At 74.4% G+C, this 13,562-nt stretch carries 12 protein-coding genes; 7 read left to right on the top strand and 5 right to left on the bottom strand.

Features of this window, described 5'->3' with window-relative positions:
• The first annotated feature begins 105 nt into the window (after positions 1 to 105).
• Positions 106 to 699, top strand: a complete 594-nt coding sequence (locus tag WBN91_RS03405; RefSeq protein ID WP_337722528.1) for a TMEM165/GDT1 family protein — start codon at positions 106 to 108, stop codon at positions 697 to 699.
• Here the strand turns inward: WBN91_RS03405 and WBN91_RS03400 are convergent.
• The 3 genes from WBN91_RS03400 to WBN91_RS03390 are packed head-to-tail and all read right to left on the bottom strand — an operon-like array spanning position 696 to position 3,449.
• On the bottom strand, positions 696 to 1,367 hold the full coding sequence (locus tag WBN91_RS03400; RefSeq protein ID WP_309110133.1) for an IclR family transcriptional regulator: 672 nt from the start codon (positions 1,365 to 1,367) through the stop codon (positions 696 to 698). The two genes, WBN91_RS03405 and WBN91_RS03400, sit on opposite strands and share 4 nt — an antisense overlap.
• 7 nt (positions 1,368 to 1,374) lie before the next feature.
• On the bottom strand, positions 1,375 to 2,586 hold the full coding sequence (locus tag WBN91_RS03395) for a fumarylacetoacetate hydrolase family protein (protein ID WP_337722527.1): 1,212 nt from the start codon (positions 2,584 to 2,586) through the stop codon (positions 1,375 to 1,377).
• Positions 2,583 to 3,449 carry a hypothetical protein gene (locus WBN91_RS03390; protein ID WP_337722526.1) on the bottom strand — a complete coding sequence of 289 codons (867 nt, stop codon included), beginning with the start codon at positions 3,447 to 3,449 and terminating at the stop codon, positions 2,583 to 2,585. Before WBN91_RS03390 ends, WBN91_RS03395 begins: the two co-directional genes overlap by 4 nt.
• A gap of 69 nt (positions 3,450 to 3,518) precedes the next feature.
• Between WBN91_RS03390 and WBN91_RS03385 the strand changes: the two genes are divergently transcribed.
• The 6 genes from WBN91_RS03385 (at position 3,519) to WBN91_RS03360 (ending at position 12,460) form a co-directional block, all read left to right on the top strand.
• The gene (locus tag WBN91_RS03385) at positions 3,519 to 4,694 is read left to right on the top strand and encodes a homogentisate 1,2-dioxygenase (RefSeq protein ID WP_337722525.1); all 1,176 of its coding nucleotides are present in this window, start codon (positions 3,519 to 3,521) and stop codon (positions 4,692 to 4,694) included.
• 69 nt (positions 4,695 to 4,763) lie between these two features.
• Positions 4,764 to 6,029, top strand: a complete 1,266-nt coding sequence (locus WBN91_RS03380) for an SWIM zinc finger family protein (RefSeq protein WP_337722524.1) — start codon at positions 4,764 to 4,766, stop codon at positions 6,027 to 6,029.
• Positions 6,026 to 7,702 carry a DUF5691 domain-containing protein gene (locus WBN91_RS03375; protein ID WP_443217654.1) on the top strand — a complete coding sequence of 559 codons (1,677 nt, stop codon included), beginning with the start codon at positions 6,026 to 6,028 and terminating at the stop codon, positions 7,700 to 7,702. The genes WBN91_RS03380 and WBN91_RS03375 overlap by 4 nt, the downstream gene beginning before the upstream one ends.
• Positions 7,703 to 7,705: 3 nt before the next feature.
• The gene (locus tag WBN91_RS03370) at positions 7,706 to 8,788 is read left to right on the top strand and encodes an ATP-binding protein (protein WP_337722522.1); all 1,083 of its coding nucleotides are present in this window, start codon (positions 7,706 to 7,708) and stop codon (positions 8,786 to 8,788) included.
• Positions 8,788 to 11,103 carry a DUF5682 family protein gene (locus WBN91_RS03365; protein ID WP_337722521.1) on the top strand — a complete coding sequence of 772 codons (2,316 nt, stop codon included), beginning with the start codon at positions 8,788 to 8,790 and terminating at the stop codon, positions 11,101 to 11,103. The genes WBN91_RS03370 and WBN91_RS03365 overlap by 1 nt, the downstream gene beginning before the upstream one ends.
• A 55-nt stretch (positions 11,104 to 11,158) precedes the next feature.
• Positions 11,159 to 12,460 (top strand): VWA domain-containing protein, encoded by a 1,302-nt coding sequence (locus WBN91_RS03360; protein ID WP_337722520.1) that lies wholly within the window; start codon positions 11,159 to 11,161, stop codon positions 12,458 to 12,460.
• A 6-nt stretch (positions 12,461 to 12,466) separates the two neighbouring features.
• Here the strand turns inward: WBN91_RS03360 and WBN91_RS03355 are convergent, their stop codons facing one another.
• Together WBN91_RS03355 and WBN91_RS03350 are read right to left on the bottom strand one after the other, a co-directional pair.
• The gene (locus WBN91_RS03355) at positions 12,467 to 12,943 is read right to left on the bottom strand and encodes a hypothetical protein (RefSeq protein ID WP_337722519.1); all 477 of its coding nucleotides are present in this window, start codon (positions 12,941 to 12,943) and stop codon (positions 12,467 to 12,469) included.
• Between the two features lie 71 nt (positions 12,944 to 13,014).
• On the bottom strand, positions 13,015 to 13,485 hold the full coding sequence (locus WBN91_RS03350; protein ID WP_337722518.1) for a hypothetical protein: 471 nt from the start codon (positions 13,483 to 13,485) through the stop codon (positions 13,015 to 13,017).
• Positions 13,486 to 13,562: the final 77 nt, after the last annotated feature.

The raw sequence follows: 13,562 nt of genomic DNA, 5'->3' as shown, positions 1-13,562 counted from the left end.
CACCCGTTCTCGTGAACGGGCGAACGAGACCTCCGGCCGGGCAGCGCAACACGCCCGGTCGGGGTCGTGCTGCCTCCGTCCGGGTTCACGGACGTGGAGGTACTCGTGGCACCGGAACTCATCGCGCTGGCGACGGCGTTCGGCATCATCTTCCTGGCCGAACTACCCGATAAGACAATGGTCGCCACCCTGGTCCTGACCACCCGCTACCGGGCGCTACCGGTGTTCGTCGGCGTCACGGCCGCGTTCGCCATCCAGTGCGTGGTGGCGGCGACGTTCGGCGGCGTGCTGACCCTGCTCCCGGATCGGGTGGTGGCGGGGATCGTGGCGGCGCTGTTCGGCGTCGGGGCGTTCCTGCTGCTCAAGGAGAGCTTCGCGAAGGACGAGGACGACACCGACGGCGGTTCCTCGGCCCCGGCGGTCTCCTTCGGCCGGGCGGCGCTGACGTCCTTCGGCGTCTTGTTCGCGGCCGAGTGGGGCGACGCGTCCCAACTGGGCACCGCCGCCTTGGCCGCCCGTTACGGCACCCCGGTGTTCGTGGGGTTGGGCGCGTTCCTGGCGCTGGTCACGGTGGCCGGGATCGCGGTCTTGGTGGGCCGCAAGATCGCCGCGCGCATCCCGACGCACCTGATCCAACGGGTGAGCGGGACGATCTTCGCGGTGTTCGCCGTCCTGGCGCTGTGGCAGGCCCTCGCCTAGCGCAGGGCGTCAGCGACCTCCTGAGCCGCCCGGACCACCTGGGGCCCCACCACGTCGCCGTCGAGCTTCTCCAGGGCCACCACGCCCACGCTGGCCCGCAATCCGGGCACACCGCGCACGGGTGCGGCCACGCCGAACGCGCCCGGCTGCAACTCGCCCGTCGAGTGGACCCACTGGCGACCCTCCGGGGACAGGCCGATGGCCTTGCCCGCCGCGCCCCGGTGGACCGGGTGGCGCGACCCCACCCGGTACGCCACGTGGTAGGCCGTCCAGGACGGTTCCACCACGGCCACCGCCTGGGCCTCCGTCCCGTCGGCCACGGTCAGGTGCGCGGTCGCGCCCACCTGCTCGGCCAACGTCCGCAGGGCGGGCTGGGCGGCCAGGCGCAGTTGCGGCAGGACGTTGGACGCCAGGCGCAGCACGCCCAGGCCCAGCCGGACCTTCGAGCCCTCCCGGCGCACCAGGCCACGCGACTGCAACGGCACCAGCAGCCGGTACACGGCCGCCCGGGAGGCGCCGATGGCGGCGGCCAGCTCGCTGATCGACGGGGCTTCCGACTCGGCGTCCGCCACCGCCTGGAGCAGGGCCAGGCCCCGCTCCAGGGTCAGCGAGCTCTCCTTGGACCCGGCGGGCAGCGGCAGCTTGCCGCGCGGGTCTGGTCTGGCCACCGGCGTCCTACCCTTCCGAACCCGAGCCCGAAACTGCAACCGCATCCGACACCGCGGGCGAGATGGTGCCGACCACCTCGGACAGGCCCACGACCGACCCGTTGGGGCCGGGGGCCGTCGCGGTGATCCGCACCGTGTCGCCGTCCTCCAGGAACGTGCGCTCGGCGCCCCCGACCGCGACCGGCTCCTGCCCGCCCCAGCTCAGCTCCAGGAACGAGCCGCGCTGGTCGCGCTCCGGGCCGGACACGGTGCCCGACGCGATCAGGTCACCCGGCCTGACCGTAGCGCCGTTGGACGAGAGGTGCGCGAGTTGCTGCGCGAACGTCCACGACATGGTCCGGAACGGCGGGCGCGACACCAGTTCGCCGTTCCACTCGACCTCGATGCGGATGTCCAGGCCCCACGGCCGGTCCTCGACCAGGTACGGCAGCACGTCGTTGCCCAGCGGCGGCGGGGTGACGCGGGCCGCCGAGAACGCCTCCAGCGGCGTGATCCACGCGCCCACCGAGGTGGCGAACGACTTGCCCAGGAACGGCCCGAGCGGCTGGTACTCCCAGGCCTGGACGTCCCGCGCGCTCCAGTCGTTGACCAGGGTCACGCCGAACACGTGGTCCACGGCCGCGGCCGGCGACAGCCGGGACGCCACCGGGCCGCCGCACACGAAGCCGACCTCGGCCTCGATGTCCAACCGCCGGCTGGGCCCGAACACCGGCCCGTCCGAGGACCTGCGCTGACCCTCCGGCCGCACCACCGGCGTCCCCGACACGACCACCGTGCCCGCGCGGCCGTGGTAGCCGATCGGGATGTGGGTCCAGTTGGGCAGCAGCGGGTCGCCGTCGGGGCGGAACATCCGGCCGACGTTCTCCGCGTGGTGGCGCGACGAGTAGAAGTCCACGTAGTCGGCGACCTCGAACGGCAGCACCGCGCCCTCGACGTCCACCAGCTCGGCGCCGCGCGGCGCGGAGGTGGCGGTGACGAGCTCGACCAGCTTGGCCCGCAGCTCGCTCCACACCGGCCGGCCGGCGGCCAGCAGGGGGTTGAGCGTCGGAGCCGCCACGAGGGGCGCCAGGCGCTCCCCGAAGTGGTCGGCGAGGGGTCGCAGGAGCAGTGCCCGGTCGCCGACGCGCACGGCGATGCCGCCCGCCACGACGCCGTAGGGCAGGGTCTGCGGCCCGAAGGGCGCGTCCGGCGTGAACGCCGGGTCCTCGATCCAGCTCACAGCAGGCCCAGTTCTTCCAGGTCGGTGACGGGCTCGTCCAGGGAGCACGAGCCGTAGGAGGCGAACACGCCGCGCACGGCGTGGGCGGCCTGGTCGGACAGCTCGCCGGCCTCGGCGGCCAGCGCCTGGGCGTCGGAGGAGGCCAGCGCGGCCCGCACGTCGCCGCCGGACAGGGCGCGGGCGGTGGCGACCAGCAGGTTGAGGAAACCGTGGTGGGTGAACCCGGTCTCGCTGTCGGTGTAGCGGACGGCGTGGTGCAGGCCCGCGGTCGCCTTGAACGCGACCCCGCCGCCGGAGACCACCGCCAGGAAGTCGGCGACCTCGTCCACGCTGGGGAAGTTCTCCTTGCTCAGGCCACCGCAGCGCAGCTTGGGCCAGCTGCCGTGCTCGATGACGCGGCGGACGCCGTCGAGCCACTCGGGGCCGCCCCGGCGGGGCTCGACGACCCGGATCACGTCCTCGGGGACGAACTCCGAGACGCGCTCCAGCCACACCTCGTCCACGTCGGACGGGGCGGGCATCTCGACCATGCGCAGCGCGAGCAGCTCGCTGCGCGACTCGACGATCGAGACCGCCTTGGGCACGCCGCCCAGACCGGTGTCGATGACGAGGGACAGGGCGACCGGCTTCACCGGCTTGACCTTGATCAACTCGGTGATCAGCTCGGCCAGGCGTGACGCGGGACACAGGAAGAGCCCCACCGCGCCGGCCCACTCGCCGGCCCTCGCGTCGAGGTGGCCGCGGACCGCGTCGGGCATGGTCGCGTTGCCCGGCGGGAAGAGCGCGGCGTCGTCGACTAGCCGCGCGAGCAGGGGCGGAGTGCCGCGGGGACCGGGCGCACGGAGTTCGAAGGCGCTTGACACGGCTGACACGCTAGTGGCGTACCGGTCAATGAACAAAGATGTCCGTTTATCGAACGCCCGGAGAGAACGATGGCGTACTACCGCCAAGTCGGGGAGATCCCCCGAAAGCGCCACACGCAGTTCCGCACACCGGACGGCGGCCTGTACGCGGAAGAGCTGATGGGCGTGGAGGGCTTTTCGGCCGACTCGGCCTTGCTCTACCACCGCCACCTGCCGACCGCGATCGTGAACGCGGAGACCGTCGCGGACGACCGGGGCGCGCTGGAGCCGAACCTCCCGCTCAAGCCCCGCGCCTTCAAGACGCAGGACCTGACCTGGTCCGACGACGTGGACGCGGTCACCGGGCGGCGGCGGCTGTTCGGCAACCAGGACGTGACGATCGGGTTCGTCCGCGCCACCACCCCCAGCCCCCTGTACCGCAACGCGGCGGGCGACGAGCTGCTGTACGTGCAGACCGGCGAGGGGGTCGTGGAGACCATCTACGGCGCGCTGCCGGTCGCCGAGGGCGACTACGTGGTCCTGCCGACGTCGTGCACCTACCGGGTCGTGCCGTCCCAGCCCATGAACGTCCTGGTGCTGGAGGCCAAGGGCCACATCGGCCCGCCGCGCCGCTACCTGTCGGCCAAGGGCCAGTTCCTGGAGCACTCGCCGTACTGCGAGCGGGACATCCGCGGGCCGGCCGAGCCGCTGCTGGTGGACGGCGAGGACGTCGAGGTCCTGGTGCGCCACCGCGCCGGCCTCACCCGGTTCACCTACGCCAACCACCCGTTCGACGTCGTCGGGTGGGACGGCTGCCTGTACCCGTGGGTGTTCAACATCCGCGACTTCGAGCCGATCACGGGCCGCGTGCACCAGCCGCCGCCCGTGCACCAGACGTTCGAAGGGCCGAACTTCGTGGTGTGCTCGTTCATGCCGCGCAAGGTCGACTACCACCCGCTGGCGATCCCGGTGCCCTACAACCACGCCAACGTCGACTCCGACGAGCTGATGTTCTACGTGGGCGGCAACTACGAGGCCCGCAAGGGCTCGGGCATCGGCATCGGGTCGCTGTCGCTGCACCCGTCGGGCTGCACCCACGGACCGCAGCCGGGTGCGGTAGAGGCGTCGCTGGGAGTGGACTACTTCGACGAGACCGCGGTCATGGTGGACACCTTCCGGCCGCTGGAGCTGGGCGAGGCGGCGCTGGCGTCCGAGGACCGCAAGTACGCGTGGTCGTGGGCGAAGCGAGGCCCTGACCTGGACTGATCCCCTCGTCGGGAATCTTCCTGGCGGGTGATCGTCTTTTTGTCGGTGCTCGCCGCTAGCGTCGTGGGCATGGACGCACAAGCGGTGCTGGGACTGGCCCCGGACAGCCAGGTGGCGAGCAGCGCCACCCGGCTGGCGGGGTCGTCCGGCTGGACCGGCACCGGCCGCAGCGACGAGGCGCTGTGGGGGCTGTGCAAGGGCAGCGGGGCCAACCCGTACCGGGTGTGCGTCGACCTGGGCGACCGGGCGTCGAAGTGCTCGTGCCCGTCGCGGAAGTTCCCGTGCAAGCACGCGCTGGCGCTGCAACTGCGGGACGCGCGGGAGCCGTTCCCGGCCGGTGATCCACCCGACTGGGTAGTCGAGTGGCTGGACAGGCGGCAGCAGACCGCCCGACCGCTGGACGACTCGCCGGAGGCGGTCGAGCGGCGGGCGCGGGCGAAGGAGAAGACGGCCCGCAACCGGGCCGAGGCGGTGCGCGGCGGCGTCGCCGGGCTGACCGACTGGCTGGCCGACGTGGCGGGCGCGGGCATCGCGGGCCTGCCCGCGCGCGACGGCGGGTGGTGGCACTCGATCGGGGCGCGGATGGTGGACGCGCAGGCCAAGGGGCTGGCGTCGGCCGTGGACGACCTGCGGTCCGTGGTGGCCGCGGGCGGGCCGTCCTGGGCGCACGACGCGGCGGACCGGTTGGGCGGCCTGCACCTGCTGGCGCGGCTGGCGGACACACCGTCGGACGTGGTGCGCCGCCGGCTGGGGTTCTCGGTGGCCGAGGAGGAGGTCCGGGCGGGCGAGACCTGGTCGGACCGCTGGTTGCCGCTGCTGCGGCTGGAGTCCGACGACGGGCTGGTGCGCACGGTCCGGCAGTGGCTGTGGGGTCGGGAGCACGGCTGGGTGGTCGCGGTGAAGCACGCGGCCGGTGGGGCGCGGCCGGTTCCGGCGCTGCCGCACGGGGTGGAGGTGCAGGGGGTGGTGCACCCGTACCCGGGATCGTCGCCGCACCGGGTGGCCGTGGGCGAAGTGGAGCCTTGTGATCCGGTGCCGGTGCCGGTGCCCGGGACGTGGCGGGAGGCGTTGGCGGGGCTGGAACCCCAGTTGCTCGGCGACCCGTGGCTGCGGCTCCACCCGCTGGGGTGCGGCGGCGTGCGGCTGACCGCCGACCTCAAGCACGTGGTGGACGCCGCGGGGCGCGGCCTGCCGGTGCGCGGTGACCTGGCGCTGGAGCAGGCGGTGGCGATCACCGGCGGTGCGCCGTTCGACGCGTGGGGGCTGTGGAACGGGCGCGACCTCCGCCTGGGCGCGGTCGCGGAGCCCGGCGGGGTGCCGGAGGTGCTGGGATGAGCACGCGAGCCACCGGGGCGAGCACGCCAGGCGCAGCCCGGACCACGGGAGACCCCACGGGGAGCGCGCGAGACGCCGCCGCAACCACGCCAGGCGCAGCGGGAAGCGCGCCAGGGCCTTCCGCGGCCACGCCCGCCGCAGCGGGGAACGCGCGAGACGCTGCCGCGACCACCCCCGGCGCGGCGGGGAGCGCGCCAGGCCCTTCCGCGGGCACGCCAGACGCGGCGGGGAGCGCGCCAGGGCCTTCCGCGGCCACGCGCGCCGCGTGGGACGAGACCGTGCAGGCACTGCTGGTCGGCGCGCACCGCGCCCGCACCAGCCCCACCGAGCTGCTGGACCGGTGCGCCGCGCTCGGCCTGGCCGCGCACGGCGCGCAACTCCCGCCGACCGTGGACACACCCCTGCTGGAGCCGGCGCCGCAGTCGGCCGACCGGGTGCCCGGGCCGGCGGCGCGGGGTGTGCTGGCGCAGGTCGTGGCGCTGGACGACCAGGTGCTGCTCACCGAGTGGTGCGGGTTGGCGGCGGCGGGCGGGTTCGTCGCGGAGCCCAGGCAGTTGCCCGCGCTGCTCACGATGGCCACCGGTCACCCCGGTCTGCGGCAGGCGGTGTCCGGGGTGCTGGGCGCGCGCGGCCGGTGGCTCGCGGGGCTGCGGCCGGTCTGGTCGTGGGCCACCGACGCCACACCGGCCGACGTCGACCTGGCCGACGTGCTCGACCTGCCGGGCCAGAGCCGGCTCACCGCCCTGCGCCGGGCGCGCCGGCACGACCCGGCGGGCACGCGCGAGTTCATCGCCGAGCAGCTGGCCGTGCAGCGGCGGGCCACCGACCGGCAGGTGCTGGTCGGCGCACTGGCCGCGGCGCTGTCCGAGGACGACGAGCCGCTGCTCGAGGAGGTCCTGGACGACCGGGCGGTCGGCGTCCACGACGAGGCCGTGCAGCTGCTGCGGGCGCTGCCGTCCTCGCGGCTGTCCCAGCGGGCCGCCGAACGCCTCTACCGGGGGTTGTGGCTGACCACCGACGGCTTCGACGTGCAGAGCGACGAGCTGTGGACGGCCCTGGACCCCGAGCCCGAGGAGGCTCGGGACCTGCTGCGCGACGGGTCGGAGAGCGGCGTGGCGGGCCGCATCCGGGGCGCGGCGGCGAGCGTGCCGCCGAGCCACTGGACGCAGCGGCTGGGCACCGACGACCTGGGCGCGGCCCGCGAGCTGGAGCGCAGCCCGTGGGCGTCCGCGCTGCTGCGGGGCGTGGCGCAGCGGCTGCGGCTGGCGGCGGACGCCGGGCCGTGGGCGGTGGCGGCCACCCGCGCGCTGACCGGCATGGAGCAGCTGGAGATGCTGGCCACCCTGCCGCCGGACCTCGGGGCGCGCACCGTGGCCGAGGTGTCGAAGAACTGGAACTACGACCTGCTCGACCACGCCTGCTCGCAGCTGCCCGCGCCGTGGACACCGGAGGCCACCGCCGCCCTGCTGGACCGGTACGCGCTGATGCGCGACCCCCGGTGGCGCGCGGGCCGCCCGCCCGCGGTGCTGCTGGCCCGGGGCGACGCCGGCGTGCTGGGCGCGAACTGGGACCGCATCACCGCGCGGTGGCCCGAGCGCACCGTGGACCTCGACGTGCTCCGCCTGCGGGTGCAGCTGCGCGAAGCCTTCACCCCCCGACCGGAAGGACCTTGAGCCGTGACCACCGAGACCGTGCTGCGCCCCGCCGCGGAGCGGCAGTACGCCGACGAACTCGCGGCCCTCGCCCGCCAGGACGACCGCCCGCGCCCGCCGCGCTGGCGGCTGTCGCCGCAGGCCGTGGTCCGGTACGTGCTGGGCGGCACGCTGCCCGACGGCACCGTGATCGCACCGAAGTACGTCGGCGAACGCCGGCTGGTGGAGATCGCCGTGGGCACCCTGGTGACCGACCGGGCGCTGCTGCTGGTGGGTGTGCCGGGCACGGCGAAGTCGTGGCTGTCCGAGCACCTGGCGGCGGCGGTGAGCGGTGACTCGACACTGGTCGTGCAGGGCACGGCGGGCACCGGCGAGGAGCAGGTCCGCTACGGCTGGAACTACGCGCGGCTGATCGCGGAGGGTCCGAGCGAGGCGGCGCTGGTGCCCAGCCCGGTGCTGACCGCGATGCGGACCGGGGCGGTGGCGCGGGTCGAGGAGCTGACCCGGATGCCGGCCGAGGTGCAGGACTCGTTCATCACGATCCTGTCGGAGAAGGCGCTGCCCGTGCCGGAGCTGGGCATGCAGGTGCAGGCGGTGCCCGGGTTCACGGTGATCGCCACGGCCAACGACCGGGACCGGGGCGTCAACCAGATGTCGTCCGCGCTGGCCCGCCGGTTCAACACCGTGGTGCTGCCGCCGCCGGCGACCGAGGACGACGAGGTGCGGATCGTGGCGTCGCGGGCCGCCGAGCTGGGCCGGGCGCTGGAACTTCCCGCCGAGCCGCCGGCGCTGGAGGAGGTGCGCCGGGTGGTGCGCATCTTCCGCGAACTGCGCAACGGGTCCACAGTGGACGGTCGTACCCAGCTCAAGCGGCCCAGCGGCAGCCTGTCCACGGCGGAGGCGATCTCCGTGGTGACCAGCGGGATGGCGCTGGCCGGGCACTTCGGCGACGGCACGATCACCGCCGACGAACTGGCGTCGGGCTTGCAGGGCGCGGTGGTGAAGGACCGCGTGTCGGACACGGCGGCCTGGCAGGAGTACCTGGAGGCGGTCGTGAAGGAACGCGCCGACTGGCGCGACCTCTACCGGGCGTGCCAGGGGTGGTGATGGCCGACCTGCCACCGCGGGTGACCCTGCTCGGCATCCGCCACCACGGCCCCGGCTCGGCCCGCATGGTCGCCGAGGCGCTGGACCGCGTGCGGCCGTCGATCGTGCTGATCGAGGGTCCGCCGGAAGGCGACGCGCTGCTGCCGCACGTGCCGGACCTGGTGCCGCCGGTGGCGTTGCTGCTGCACGACGAGACCGACCCGGCACGGGCGGCGTTCTGGCCGTTCGCGGAGTTCTCGCCGGAGTGGCGGGCGATGGTCTGGGCGGACGCCGAGAACGTGCCCGTGCGCTTCTTCGACCTGCCCGCGGCGACCTCGCTCGCCGACGACCCCGACACCCCGCCGGCCGCCGCCACACCCAGCCAGCCCACGCCGCCCGGCCAGCCCGAGCCGGGCGGCCAACCCGAGCCGGGCGAGCGGCACCGTGCGTCCCTCGACCCGCTGGGCACCCTCGCCGCCGCGGCCGGCTTCGACGACCCGGAGCGCTGGTGGGAGGACGTGGTCGAGCACCACACCGATCCCGCCGACCTCGCCGAGGCCGTGGCGGAGGCGATGACGGCCCTGCGCGAGGAGTTCGCCGACGAGGTCGACGACCGCACACTGCGCCGCGAAGCCGCGATGCGGAAGAACCTCCGCCAAGCCCTGAAGGACACCGACGGGCCGATCGCGGTCGTGTGCGGCGCGTGGCACGTGCCGGCGTTGCGCGCGCTGCCGCCCGCGTCCGCCGACAACGCCCTGCTCAAGGGGCTGCCCCGGCGGAAGGTCTCCGGCACCTGGGTCCCGTGGAGCCACGGCAAGCTGGCCACGGCGTCGGGCTACGGCGCGGGCGTCGACTCCCCCGGCTGGTACGCGCACCTGTGGGAGTGCGCCCCGGCCGGTGATGCGGTGCCGCGGTGGTTCGCGCGGGCGTGCACCGTGCTGCGCGGGGAGGACCTGCCGGCGTCGACGGCGAGCGCCGTGGAGGCCGTGCGCCTGGCGGACACGCTCGCGGCGCTGCGCGGGCGGCCGTCGCCGGGGCTGTCCGAGGTCATGGAGGCCGCGCGGGCGGTGCTGTGCGGCGGCGACGACACCCCGTTGCGGCTGATCCACACCCGGCTGGTGGTCGGCGAGCGGCTGGGCGAGGTGGGCGAGTCCGTCCCGACGTCCCCGCTGGCCGCCGACCTGAACCGGCTGACCCGCCGCCTGCGCCTGCCGCTGAACGCGGAGCCGAAGCAGATCCGCCTGGACCTCCGCAAGGACACCGACCGCGAACGCTCGAAACTCCTCCGTCGCCTGGAAGTCCTCGACGTCCCCTGGGGCAAGCCGGACACGACCCGCACCATCGGCACGTTCGCCGAGGCGTGGCAGCTGCACTGGCGGCCGGAGTTCGCGGTCGCCCTGGCCACGGCCGCCCGCCACGGCACCACGGTCGAGGCTGCGGCGAACCAGGTCCTGGTCACCCGGGCCGGCGCGGCGACCCGCGTGGTCGAGGCGGCGGACGCCCTGGGCCGCTCGGTGAACTGCGAACTCCCCGAGTCGGTCACCGCGTCCCGAACCGCCCTCGACCGCTGCGCCGCGGCGGCGACGGACGCCCTCGAACTCCTGACGGCCCTGCCGGACCTCGCGTCCACGGTCCGCTACGGCTCGGTCCGCGGCACCGACCCGGACCTGCTGCGCGTGGCCCTGCACGGCCTGCTGACCCGGGGTGCGGTCGGCCTGCCGCTGGCGTGCCGGGGCATCGACGACGACACCGCCGAACGCGCGTTGGCCGCCGTCAACGGGGCCGACGACGCCGTGCGCCTGGCCGCCGACGACGACCACAAGGAGACCTGGCAGCACGCGCTGCGCTCGCTGGTCGCCATGCCGGACGCGCACGGCCTGCCCACCGGCCGCGCGACCCGCCTCCTGTGGGAGTCGGGAGCCCTGGACTCCGACGCCGTCGCGACCAGGCTCCACCGCGCCACCACTCAAGCCGCCGCCGCGACCGCCTTCGTGGCCGGCTTCCTGCGCGGCTCGGCGGCACTCCTGACCGCGGACCCCCGGCTCTTCGCGGTGGTGGACGACTGGCTGACGGACCTCACCAGCCCGGACTTCGAGGCGGCGCTGCCCCTGCTGCGCCGGGCGATCACCGAGTTCAGCCCGGCGGAACGCCGCATGCTCGGCGACCGCGCGAAGGGCGCGGCCCGAACGACGACCGCCACCACCACCTGGGACGAACCCCTGGCCGCCCGCCTCACCGCCCACGTCCAAGCCCTGCTCACCAGCCCACTCGCCAACATCACCCGATCAAGCGACATGCACGATCCGCGACCAAAGGCCGACTCGCGCGTCCCGTAAACAAGGAGCGCGGGCAGCCGGCAGGGCACACCCCCGGCAAGGAGCACGCCACCCGATGACAAACGCCGACCCGCCCACAGCCACAGGCCCCGCCGACCCGCCCGCTGCCCCAGGACCCGCCGACACGGACACCGCCACCGGACCCGCCGGCCCGCCCACAGCCACAGGACCCGCCGACACGGACACCGAACGCCTCCGCCGCTGGCGTCTCCTCCTCGGCGGCGCGGCCGGCGACCTGGGCGCGCTGGACGAGGACGACCGCCGCCGCGACTCCGCCCTCACCGGCCTCTACGGCGGCGGGGCGCCCGTGAATGCCACCGACGCCCCCGAGGCCAACGGCAAGCGCAGCGCCGGCCTGGGCGGCTCGTCACCGGTCCTGCACCGCTGGCTGGGCGACATCCGCACGTACTTCCCGACCTCGGTCGTCCAGGTCATGCAGAAGGACGCCGTCGACCGCCTGGGCCTGCGCCAGCTGCTGCTCGAACCCGAGCTGCTCAAGAGCGTCGAGCCGGACGTCAACCTCGTCGGCACGCTGATCTCGCTGTCCGGCGCGATCCCGGCGAAGACCCGCGACACGGCCCGCGCGGTCGTGCGCAAGGTCGTCGAGGACATCGAGCGCCGCCTGGCCGAACGCCTGCTCGCCGCCGTCCACGGCGCGATCGACCACGCCAAGCGCACCAACCGGCCGCGCCTGAGCGACGTCGACTGGGCCCGCACCATCCGCGCCAACCTCAAGCACTACCAGCCGGACCAGCGGACGGTCGTCGTCCAGGACCTGAAGGGCAACACGCGCCGCAGCCGGGCCGCGTCCCTCAAGGACGTGATCCTGCTGGTCGACCAGTCGGGGTCGATGGCGGAGTCGGTGGTCTACTCGGCGGTGATGGGTGCCTCGCTGGCGTCGCTCAGGGCCGTCGACACGAAGCTGGTCGTGTTCGACACCGAGGTCGTGGACCTGACCGAGGACCTGAAGGACCCCGTGGACCTGCTGTTCGCCACCCAGTTGGGCGGCGGCACGGACATCAACCGCGCGGTCGCGTACGGCCAGTCCCTGGTCCGACGCCCGACCGACACCGTGCTGGTCCTGATCAGCGACCTGTACGAGGGCGGTGTGGCGCGGGAACTCCAGCGCCGGGTGCGGGAGCTGGTGCAGAGCGGCGTGACGGTGGTCGTTCTGCTGGCCCTGTCAGACAGCGGCACGCCGGCCTACGACCACGAGCTGGCGGCGAAGCTGTCGGAGCTGGGCGCGCCCGCGTTCGCCTGCACCCCGGACCGCTTCCCGGACCTGCTGGCCACGGCGCTGCGCAAGGAGGACGTCACCGCCTGGGCGGAGCGCAACGACATCGCGGTGGGCCGCTGACCCCGGTCAGCGGATCACCACCCGGCCCAGCGTCACGAAGGGGGTCTCCGGCGTCAGCACGGCGGTGCGGCCCCGGTCGTCGGGGCCCGCGAGCCACAGCTTGCCGGTGCGGCGGACGTCCTCGCGGGCGCGTTCGGGCATCTCGGGCAGCCGCAGGAACGTCCGGTCCGAGCCCTCGGTCTCCAGGTACGCCTGCCGCCCGATCCGAGACCTGCCGGGCACGAACGACACGCTGACCGGGTGCCACGAGAAGTCCTCGGCCAGCCGCCGGACCTTGCGCCGGCACGCGAAGTGCCGCAAGCCGGGCACTGCGAACTCGATGCACAGCGGGATCAGCACGAACACCCAGTTCGAGCCGATCCACAGCGACACCAGCCACAGGACGGCGAACGAGAGCAGCGCGAGCCCGATGAACCCGACCGCGCGCCGGTCCGCCCGCACCAGGCACCGCCGCGTCCACTCCTCGCCCACCACTGCTCCCACACAACCAGAGATAGCTCCTCCCAGCCCGGATAGCCGCCCAAATGATCACCGAAACCCCCGAGAGATAGCTCTCAACGCCGGCGGACCTGGGCGGGGAAGAGGCGGGGCACGCCCCGGAAGGTCACCACGGTGTTCCCGGCCCGGTCCGGGTCCACCAGCCAGGCCCGGCGGTGGCGGCTGATCCGACCCCGGGCCAGCGGGCCGGCGTTGATGTCCAGGACCAGCGGGAACTCGCCGTGGACGACCAGCAGCCCGTGCCGCCAGTGGACCCGCACGTACCGCCACTCGCGGTCGGCCAGGACGGGCGCGGCCGGTCGACGGCGGCGCAGAGCGGCCAACAGCACGATCGTGGAGAACGCGAGCAGCACCACGGGCAAGTCCGGCACGGGGGCCAGGAACACCAGGAGCAGCTGCCCGACGAACGCCAGCACGCCCAGCACGACCCAGCCGAACGCCCGTCTGCTCGCGATCTCCAGGCAGTGCCGGGTCCACTCGTCGTCGAGCGCCGCCCCCTCGGTGGACGGCTTGTTCGGCACGACCACGGCCCACCTCCGCCACCGCCGAGGCCACGACCGACGAGGCTACGACCTCCGACCACCGTCCGTCTGCGGGCAACCAC

It is taken from the genome of Saccharothrix sp. CCNWYY140 (genome assembly GCF_037401995.1).
In the GTDB taxonomy this organism is placed as follows: Bacteria; Actinomycetota; Actinomycetes; order Mycobacteriales; family Pseudonocardiaceae; genus Actinosynnema.
Note: the sequence above shows the minus strand (reverse complement) of the source record. Positions and strands in the feature narration are given on the sequence as shown.